Below are 8,783 nucleotides of genomic sequence, written 5' to 3'. Positions count from 1 at the left end.
AATTAATACAAAATTATAATTTTTTTTGTTTTTTTAATCATACTACTATTTAAGGATACCAAAATGAAACTAAAAAATCTCTCAGTTGCAACCGCACTTTTATTGGCATTAAGCGGATGTGGGAGTAGTGGTGGGAATGATAATCGCCCAGCCACACCGAATAACGAAATCAAAAATAATCAAGCCACTCAACAGCAAAGCGAATTAGATCGCTTGAAAGCGCAACTTGCGCAAGCACAAAGCGAAAAACAATCTACCGAAGAAAAATTAAAACAGTCAGAACAGCTTTCTACGCAAGATTTAAATAAAGCAAAACAAGATTTAGCGCAAGCCGAACAACGCTTAAAAGAGGCACAAAAAGTCTTACAAGATGAACAAACCAAAACACAGCAGGCTACTGAAAAAGCAAAAGAAAATTTAGCCAAAGAAATGGCAGCAAAAGAAAAAGCTGTGAAAGAATTAGAAGCCAAACTAGCAAATGACAAAATTTTAAACCGTAATGAAGTTCTAAAATTTGCCTTGCAAAGCGGTTTACCACAAGGTTGGGCAAACGAACTCGCCGATGATTTACAAAACAAATCCAAAGCAGAAGTAGCTGATGAAGTATTAAATGCACATAAAACCATCACATTACGCCAACTTGCGCGTAATTATGGTTTGAATAATCAGGACGCTCGTCAATTTGCCCGAGAAAATAAAAATAGCACACTTGATGAAGCTGAAACCTTGTTAGAAAGCCGTCGTAATGAAATTCAGCAAAAAAGACAACTACTGATTAATGAAATTTTTGCATTAGCAAAAGAGAAAGGTTTGCCAGAGTGGGAAGCCCATAATTTTGCCTATGGTAGAAATCATACGGATAAAGAAAGTGCGGTAGAAGATCTCAATAATTATGTTACTGAAAAAGCTGAACGAGAAACCAAAATCAATGAATTAATCGACCTTGCTAAAGAAAAAGGATTGGAAGATTGGGAAGCTCAAAATTTTGCTAATCAAAATATAGATAACGATAAATCTAGTGCATTAGAAACCCTCAATCAACTAGCTGCTGAAAAAGAAAAAGAGCGGTTACAGGCACGAAAAGAAGAGCAAATACGTGAATTAGCTGAAAACTACAAAAATACTTATTTCCCTAATGTTCATCACTTTAATACTTGGGAGTTTGCTCAAAAAAATAAAGATAAATCCCTTGAAGAAGCTAAAACGGAGCTTGAACAGTACAAAACAAATCGTGAGAAGATTACAGAATTAGCAAAAATCCTCACCGAATTAGGTTATGATATTGAACAATTTATTGATCAAAATACGCTTGTTTCTTTGGAAGAAGCTCAAATCAATTTAGATAAAAAAGTTGATGAAGCGATAACAAATCTCAAAGGTACTAGAGATAAACCACTAGGATTCTTAACAAAGCAAGATCATTCTATTAGAAACGAACCAATTATTGAAAATGATCGAGAAGTCGCCAATAAAACAGTGACAACTTATGCCGATATTTATAACCAAAAATATTCCGTCATTACAGGTAACTATAACAAAACCGTAGAGCCATATACCGAAATAGAATATTACTATGAGGAAGGCGATAATAAAAATTCATCTCCTTTTCGTTCTCGTGAAGTTTCTAAGACTAGAACAAGCGAAACCTATACAGTAGAGGACGGTTCTTATCCAGGTCATACAAATGGTTTTAAAACACCGGTTGATAAATTCCCTTCAGAAGGAAGAGCAACCTATACCGGTGTTGCATTTGATGCCAAGAAACAAGGTGAACTCTCTTATACGGTGGATTTTGCTGAGAGAAAAGGTTCAGGAAAAATTACAGGGTTGGATCATATTGGTGATATTACTTTGCAAGAAGCTGAAATCTACAAATCAGCAAGTCATAATAGTATGAGAGTTAAAGGCAATGCCATTGCTGATGCGTGGGTCGATGAAGGTGGTGTAACAGGTGAATATGCGGCTAATTTCTTTGGTCCAAATGCTGAAGAAATTACAGGCAAAGCAAGCTTGATACAAGGAATGTATAAAGGTTCTTATGATTCTGAAACAGGTTACAGCTTTGTATCCCCAGATAGATATATAAGCGATGTTACAATTAAAAGAATAAATGATTCTTCTCAAGATGGTAGCCTTCGCGGTAATAATATTGACGTTGGCTTTGGCGGCACACGTGGAGATATTTAAAAATAATCGTTAAGCTTTAACAAAATGCCGTTTAAAACAATTTAAACGGCATTCTTTTGTTCCGTTATATAGCACGACACAAACATTTTGTTGAACTGTAGGGACACACTGCGTGTGTCCGTTATAAAATCAAATTATTTCAATATGTTATAAGCGGACACACGCAGTGTGTCCCTACTATTTATTATGAAAAAACTGACTTATTTTTTACTGGTTTTCCCCCTTATTTCTCAAGCTGAAACCATTCATACACCTAAACCAATTTTCTTTGAAGAAACAAATGTGCCGAAAACCGAGGAGCCTCAGCTAAAAACATCGCCAAAATCCACCGCACTTTCCACGCCTCAAATTGCATTGAATGAAAGGGATTCAGTGCAAACAAAACTAGAAAAGTTAATTAACTATGGCGTGGTAAATCAACAATGGGAATTATTAAAACGATTATTACCGCTCTATCAAAAACAAGCCCATTATGATGCTACCCTTTACCGCTACGCTAAAGGGGCAATGTTACGTGCCGAACGCCAATATGCTGAAGCGATTTCTCTTTATCAACAGATCGTGAATGAAAATCCGGCATTGGCTTACCCACGTTTCGATTTGGGTGTAATGCTGTTTGAAAACAAACAATATCGTCAAGCGAAAGCCGAAATTGAACGGGCGATGCATGATTTATCGCCACAAATGAAAGACTTAGCTCAACGCTATCTACAAGAAATGGAAAAACGCCAAAACTGGCAGGTGGAGGCTGAATTGCAATACACGCGAACAGACAATGTGAATAATGCCTCTGCTCAACAGGATATTATGCTTGGTGAGCTTCGTTTTCAAAAAGATAAAGACTCGCTACCACAGAAAGCACACGGTTTCCGTTATGGCGTAGGGCTAAATCGTGAAGTGAATGTTGCAAAAAATCATTTTTTTGCCTTCAATAGTTATTTTAACGGCGTACATTATTGGGATAATCAAGATTATAGCGAAAAATCTTTGTATGTGGCGTTAGGTTATCGTTACCGTTCAGCCTTACAATCAGTCGGCGTTATGCCATTTTTTGAACAAAATTGGTTAGGTTCACCACGTTATAGTAAAAACTATGGCGTGACCGCAACTTTTCATCAAGAATTGACCGCACTTTGGTCGATTTCAGGCACGCTTTCCCATACACAAAAACGCTACGCCGAAACCAATGTGGCACGCCGACATAATGGTTACATTAACGGTGCGACCCTTTCATTCAGTTATCAAGCTAAACCGAATTGGTTGATATTTGGTGGTATTGAAGGGAGCCTCGATCAAAGTAAAGATAAAGCGGAATCTTCACTCCGCCGAGGGCTTAATATCGGCACAATATGGCAAATCAAGGATTTTGCGATGCGTTTAAGCGGACGCTATGTAAAACGTGATTTTCGAGCGGAAAATTTTTATTTCCCGACGAAAAAACGGCAAGACAAGGAATATAGCATTAATGTAGCGGTTTGGCATAACCAGTTGCAATGGAAAGGGTTTATCCCGAAATTGAATTATCGCTATCGCAAAATCGACAGTAACATTCCTGAGTTTTATTCACGTAAAAGTGGTGAATTATTTCTTTCTATTGAGAAAAATTTCTAAAAAGTGCGGTCAAAAATGGGGATGTTTTCATCCCCTTTTTGTTTAGTAAAACTCAATGCCTTCAATGCTATTGGTAACTCTTGTACCGGCTTCGCCTTTGACAATACGTTCAATATCGTTTAGCGAGCCAATAACCGCCTCTTTACCGGTGGCTTTTACGAAATTGATCACTGCCTTCACTTTTGGTCCCATAGAACCCGGCGCAAACTCTGAAGCAAGGCTTTCTAAAGCTTGTGGATTGGCTTTGGCTATTTGTTTTTGACCCGGTTGATTGAAATTCACGCAAGCGGCGGGAACGTCGGTGGCAATGATAAATAAATCCGCCTCTAATTCTTGAGAAACCACAGCTGTACATAAATCTTTATCCACCACTGCTTCAATGCCTTGTAGTTCCCCTTTCTCATTATAACAGCTTGGTATGCCACCGCCGCCGCCACAAATGACAATGTTACGATTGGCTAATAAAGCTTTCACCGAGTCAATTCCTGTGACGGATTTTGGTAAAGGGCTTGGTACGGCACGGCGATAATATTGCCCGTCTGCCATCACCGCCCAGCCTTTTTCTGCTGCAAGTTTTTCCGCTTCTTCTTTGGAATAAACTTGCCCGATAGGTTTGCTTGGCTTTTCAAATGCAGGATCTTTTGGATCAACAATCACTTGGCTTAATACCGTAATCGTTGGAGTTTGTGGCAACAGATTGGTTAATTCTTGTTGCAACATATAGCCAATCATTCCCACGGTTTGCGAAACCAGCACATCGAGCGGATAGGGCTCAATTTTTGTATCTTGTGCATGATAGGCGGCGTGTTGTAATGCTAGCAGCCCGACCTGTGGCCCATTACCATGGGAAATCACCAATTCATTTTCTTGTTTAATTTTTGCCAATTGTTCTGCTGCAATACGAATATTCGCAGACTGATTTTGAGCCGTCATTGGCTCCCCTCTTTTTAATAGGGCGTTTCCACCCAATGCAACGATAATTCTCATTTTACTTTCCCTTTACTTGATAAAAAAATAGCATCGTTAATTTAATATTTACGATGCTATCTATAACTTACTACGCCAAACTTGCCACCATCACGGCTTTAATTGTGTGCATTCTATTTTCCGCTTGTTCAAATGCCACATTTGCCAGTGATTCAAATACATCTTCTGTCACCTCAATACCATTTGCCAACTGAGGATATTTTGCTGCAATTTCTTTTCCCATTTTGGTTTCGCTATTATGGAATGCTGGTAAACAGTGCATAAATTTAACTTTTGGATTGCCAGTTCGTTTCATTAATTCCGGTGTGACTTGATAAGGCATTAACATATCGATTCGTTCCGCCCAAGCTTCAAGCGGTTCTCCCATTGAAACCCATACATCCGTATGTACAAAATCTACGCTTTTAACTGCTTTGTCTATATCTTCAGTAACGGCAATTCTTGCTCCGGATTGTGCCGCAAATTCTTCGCACATTTTTACGAGCGAATCTTCCGGTAATAGGGCTTTTGGTGCACAAATACGCACATCCATACCTAATTTTGCGCCAATTAATAATAAAGAATTTCCCATGTTATTACGTGCATCACCAATGTACACATAGCTAATTTGACTCAATGGTTTATCACAATTTTCAATCATAGTGAGGACATCTGCAAGCATCTGAGTCGGGTGAAATTCATCGGTTAAACCGTTAAATACAGGTACGCCCGAATATTGTGCAAGTTCATTTACCACTGATTGTTTAAAACCACGATATTCAATGGCATCATACATTCTGCCTAATACACGTGCGGTGTCTTTCATTGATTCTTTATGCCCAATTTGGGATGAAACGGGATCAATATAAGTGACGTGTGCGCCTTGATCGTAAGCAGCCACTTCAAAAGCACATCGAGTGCGTGTTGACGTTTTCTCAAAAATAAGTGCAATATTTTTACCGGTTAAACGAGGTTGTTCGGTTCCCGCATATTTTGCTCTTTTTAAATCTCTCGCTAAATCCAATAAGAATCGAATCTCACGCTCAGTATGATTTACCAAACTTAGTAAATGTCTGTTTTTAAGATTAAACGCCATAGTTGCTTCCTCTTTCTCGTGTGTTGACAAAAAATCGGGCAATTCTAGCAAAGCAAACGTTTGCGTTCAAGCAAAAAGTCGGAAAGAGGAGAGGAAAATAATAAAAAAGTGCGGTAAAAAAATAGGGATGCTTTCGCATCCCATGATAGTTTATTAGGTACAAACAATTTTTACCGCCAACCCGCCTTGCGAAGTTTCACGGTATTTTGCATTCATATCTTTGCCTGTTTCGTACATAGTTTCAATCACTTTATCAAGCGAAACACGCGGGTTAGTAGTACGGCGTAATGCCATACGAGCCGCATTAATCGCCTTCACCGAAGCAATAGCGTTGCGTTCGATACAAGGAACTTGAACTTGTCCACCGACGGGATCACAAGTTAAGCCAAGATTATGTTCCATAGCAATTTCCGCCGCAATACATACTTGCATTGGATTTGCGCCAAGAATCTCAGCCAAGCCTGCAGCAGCCATAGAACAAGCCACACCGACTTCCCCTTGACACCCCACTTCAGCACCGGAAATCGAGGCATTCATTTTGTAAAGCGAACCGATCATCCCCGCTGCTAACAAATAACGTTCAACAATCTCAGGTGTTAAAGACGAAACAAATTTATCATAGTAAGAAAGTACTGCCGGAATAATTCCACAAGCACCATTTGTTGGCGCAGTGACAACCCGTCCACCTGCTGCATTTTCTTCATTCACAGCAAGGGCAAACATATTCACCCAGTCAATAACACGCATTGGATCATTGGATAAATTCGTATTAGCTTCTAACATACGATATAAGGAAGCTGCACGGCGAGGCACACGCAACGGTCCCGGCAAAATGCCCTCAGTATGTAGCCCGTGATCAATACAAGCCTGCATAGTTTTCCATACATTGTCTAAATGTGCACTCACCGCATCCTTACCATGTAAGGCTATTTCATTTTCAAGCATGACAGTAGAAAGCATTAAACCGTTTTCGCTGCAATGCTTTAAAATGTCTTCTGCATTTTTATAGGGATAAGGAACACTAACCGCACTTTCTTCTTCCTGACCGAAATGCGCTTCATCCACGATAAAACCACCGCCGATAGAATAATAAGTTTGGCGGTAAAGTTCCTTACGATCCGCATTTAATGCAGCGATCGTCATACCATTTTCATGTAATTTCAAAAAAGTACTGTGAAAAATAAGATTATTATCAAAATCAAACTTCACAGTTTTCTCACCTTGATCGATCGGTAACTGTGCCGTTTCTTTCACTTTTTCGATAAAATGTGGAATTAAGTCAATGTCCACATCATGTGGCAAATAACCGGCAAGCCCCATAATAATCGCAATATCCGTATTATGGCCACGACCTGTCATTGAAAGAGAACCGTACACATCAACATGGATTTCAGCGGTTTCTTCAAACTGCCCACGCTTGATAAGATCATCGACAAATTGTTTGCCCGCTTTCATCGGACCAACAGTGTGGGAACTGGAAGGCCCAATTCCCACTTTAAACATATCAAATACGCTAATCATATATTTCTCGTTAAGTTAATAAGATAAGCTAAATTAAACTACTAAGTTGCTTATAATAATCCATATACGACCGCAGAGATAGCTATCAATCCCATTATGGTTACAAATACATTACTAAAACGACCTTGATAGCGTTTCATTGCCGGTATTTTGCGAATAGCATACATTGGCATAATAAATAAAATCATCGCAATGATTGGACCGCCAAGAGATTCAATTAAACCAAGAATACTCGGATTAATAATAGCAACGCCCCATAGAGTGAATAAGAAGAAAAGTGCGGTTGCATAATTTAATTTTTTACGGTTAACCGACTCGCCTTTCATTTTTAAATATAAGCCTTCCAAACCTTCACGCGCGCCCATATAATGCCCGAAGAAAGAACTGGTAATCGCTAAAAATGCAACTAATGGCCCAAAGTAGGAGATATAAGGATTATCGAATTTGTTCGCAAGGAAAGATAAGATACTGATATTTTGTTCTTTGGCTGCCAATAATTCTTCCGGTGTTAAAGTTAATACACAGCTGAATACAAAGAACATAACAAAGAAAAGTAAAATCGTTGATGTGCCTTTTTCAGTATGTTCAATATGGCGTTCAGTAAGATCAAATTCTTTATATTCGCGATATTGTGAGCAAGTAAAAGAAGAAATTGCCGGAGAGTGATTGAAAGAGAACACCAAAACCGGAATCGTCACCCATAATGTAGTAAGAAAACCACTTGCAGTCGGGAATTCTTGTAACATGGAACTATTCCATTCCGGAATTAAATAAATCGACAACACAAATAAAATAAGCACTAACGGATATACAAGCCATTCTGTAATTTTTAGCATTACTTTTTCATTGAAAAGCATTACTGAAATTAATACTGCAATTAAAACAAAAGACAGTAATACACGATTAGGCGATGCCATGCCAAGTTGATTCACGATAAAAGAATCTACCGTGTTGGTAATACCATTACCATAAATTAACAGAATCGGGAAAATGGCAAAAAAGTAAAGTAGAGTAATTAATTTACCCGCCGTTTTACCAAAATGCTCTTCCACTACTTCAGTGATATCACTGCCCGGATTTTTAGAAGAAAGGACAAAATATGCCAATCCTCTGTGGGCAAAATAGGTCATTGGTCCTACCAAAATTGCCATAACTACAAGTGGCCAAAACCCACCCATTCCCGCATTAATTGGCAGAAAAAGTACGCCGGCTCCCACAGCAGTACCAAATAAATTTAACATCCACGCAGCATCAAATTTGTTCCACTTTGTTTTTTTCATAATGAATACCTTAAAAAGATAAAAAAATATAGATTAAACATCAATCTTTCAGGAAAATCCCTGATAAATTTGGCGCGAATGATATGCTTTAATGCAATGAAATTCAAAGAAATGTTTTTAGA

General features: G+C 38.6%; 6 protein-coding genes. 2 read left to right on the top strand and 4 right to left on the bottom strand.

The genetic code is table 11. The features are described from left to right. Positions 1-63: 63 nt before the first annotated feature. Both BKK47_RS12380 and BKK47_RS11545 read left to right on the top strand, forming a co-directional pair. Entirely contained in the window at positions 64-2,187 is a 2,124-nt protein-coding gene (locus tag BKK47_RS12380; protein ID WP_244149143.1) for a factor H binding protein domain-containing protein, read from the top strand. A gap of 186 nt (positions 2,188-2,373) precedes the next feature. Next, complete coding sequence (locus BKK47_RS11545; RefSeq protein WP_077494972.1) at positions 2,374-3,798, top strand: surface lipoprotein assembly modifier; 1,425 nt, start codon at positions 2,374-2,376, stop codon at positions 3,796-3,798. Between the two features lie 42 nt (positions 3,799-3,840). Here the strand turns inward: BKK47_RS11545 and arcC are convergent, their stop codons facing one another. The 4 genes from arcC to BKK47_RS11525 all read right to left on the bottom strand — a co-directional run bounded on the left by arcC (position 3,841) and on the right by BKK47_RS11525 (position 8,661). Next, a complete protein-coding gene (arcC, locus tag BKK47_RS11540) occupies positions 3,841-4,785 on the bottom strand; it encodes a carbamate kinase (RefSeq protein WP_077494971.1) in 945 nt (314 codons plus the stop codon). A 70-nt stretch (positions 4,786-4,855) separates the two neighbouring features. Continuing rightward, positions 4,856-5,860 (bottom strand): ornithine carbamoyltransferase, encoded by a 1,005-nt coding sequence (locus tag BKK47_RS11535; RefSeq protein WP_077494970.1) that lies wholly within the window; start codon positions 5,858-5,860, stop codon positions 4,856-4,858. Between the two features lie 153 nt (positions 5,861-6,013). Continuing rightward, positions 6,014-7,381: an L-serine ammonia-lyase gene (locus BKK47_RS11530; RefSeq protein WP_077494969.1), complete on the bottom strand. Its 1,368-nt coding sequence runs from the start codon at positions 7,379-7,381 to the stop codon at positions 6,014-6,016. Between the two features lie 50 nt (positions 7,382-7,431). Beyond that, positions 7,432-8,661: an HAAAP family serine/threonine permease gene (locus BKK47_RS11525; protein ID WP_077494968.1), complete on the bottom strand. Its 1,230-nt coding sequence runs from the start codon at positions 8,659-8,661 to the stop codon at positions 7,432-7,434. Positions 8,662-8,783: the final 122 nt, after the last annotated feature.

The sequence above is a fragment of the Rodentibacter mrazii genome (assembly GCF_001998825.1).
Lineage (GTDB): Bacteria > Pseudomonadota > Gammaproteobacteria > Enterobacterales > Pasteurellaceae > Rodentibacter > Rodentibacter mrazii.
The sequence above is the reverse complement of the archived record's forward strand: the minus strand, read 5'-3'. Positions and strand labels throughout refer to the sequence as shown.

What these genes read in the sequence shown, in the direction of transcription:
- BKK47_RS12380 (WP_244149143.1), top strand. Translation starts at nt 64, where the DNA reads ATGAAACTAAAAAATCTCTCAGTTGCAACCGCACTTTTATTGGCATTA.
- BKK47_RS11545 (WP_077494972.1), top strand. Translation starts at nt 2,374, where the DNA reads ATGAAAAAACTGACTTATTTTTTACTGGTTTTCCCCCTTATTTCTCAA.
- arcC (WP_077494971.1), bottom strand. Translation starts at nt 4,785, where the DNA reads ATGAGAATTATCGTTGCATTGGGTGGAAACGCCCTATTAAAAAGAGGG.
- BKK47_RS11535 (WP_077494970.1), bottom strand. Translation starts at nt 5,860, where the DNA reads ATGGCGTTTAATCTTAAAAACAGACATTTACTAAGTTTGGTAAATCAT.
- BKK47_RS11530 (WP_077494969.1), bottom strand. Translation starts at nt 7,381, where the DNA reads ATGATTAGCGTATTTGATATGTTTAAAGTGGGAATTGGGCCTTCCAGT.
- BKK47_RS11525 (WP_077494968.1), bottom strand. Translation starts at nt 8,661, where the DNA reads ATGAAAAAAACAAAGTGGAACAAATTTGATGCTGCGTGGATGTTAAAT.